Here is a 686-nt window from a genome sequence, read left to right as displayed (position 1 = left end):
GCCTTGCAGGGCGAAGCTGCCGGCGGTGTAAGCGGTGCCGGTGGTGGCCAGGGTGGTCGGGGCTGCGGTCGAGGCTTCGTTGTTGCCGTAGTTATTGGTACGGAAGTTGGCGGTGGTGGCCTGGATGGTCTGGCCGGCATTCGCGCCAACCTGGAAGGTGGCGGTACCGAAGCTGCCGTCGAGCAGTTTCAAGCCGTTGAATTCCGAGGTCTGGGCGATCCGGTCGGCTTCCGACAACAGTTGGCCAACCTCAGCCTGGATGGCCTTGCGGTCGCCGGCCGAGTTGGTCGCATTCGAGGACTGCACAGCCAGTTCACGCACACGCTGCAGGATGTTGCCCGTCGATTGCAGGGAACCCTCAGCCGTTTGCAACATCGACACGCCATCGTTGGCATTGCGCTTGGCTTGATCCAGGCCGCGGATCTGGGAGGTGAAGCGTTCCGAAATGGCCAGGCCGGCGGCATCGTCTTTGGCGCTGTTGATGCGCAAGCCGGACGACAGGCGCTGCAGCGAGGTCGACAGGGCGGAAGCCGAGGTGCTCAGGTTGCGTTGTGCATTCAGCGACGCGGTGTTGGTGTTGATGACGCTCATGATATTACTCCTTGCTGATACTACCTATTCATGTTGGCAACGTGCCTTCGCTTTGGTCTGCCCCTTCGGTCCGGGACAATCACACCGCAGTCCTT

Annotated in this window: 1 protein-coding gene; it reads right to left on the bottom strand. The window is 61.7% G+C overall.

Annotated features, from left to right (window positions below):
* Positions 1-594, bottom strand: a 594-nt coding sequence (locus F2P44_RS34475) for a flagellin N-terminal helical domain-containing protein (RefSeq protein ID WP_441295299.1), incomplete at its 3' end; no start/stop codon positions are given.
* Between the last annotated feature and the right edge of the window lie 92 nt (positions 595-686).

The organism is Massilia frigida, from assembly GCF_011682175.1.
In the GTDB taxonomy this organism is placed as follows: Bacteria; Pseudomonadota; Gammaproteobacteria; order Burkholderiales; family Burkholderiaceae_D; genus Telluria_A; species Telluria_A frigida.
This window is presented reverse-complemented; position numbering and strand designations above follow the sequence as displayed.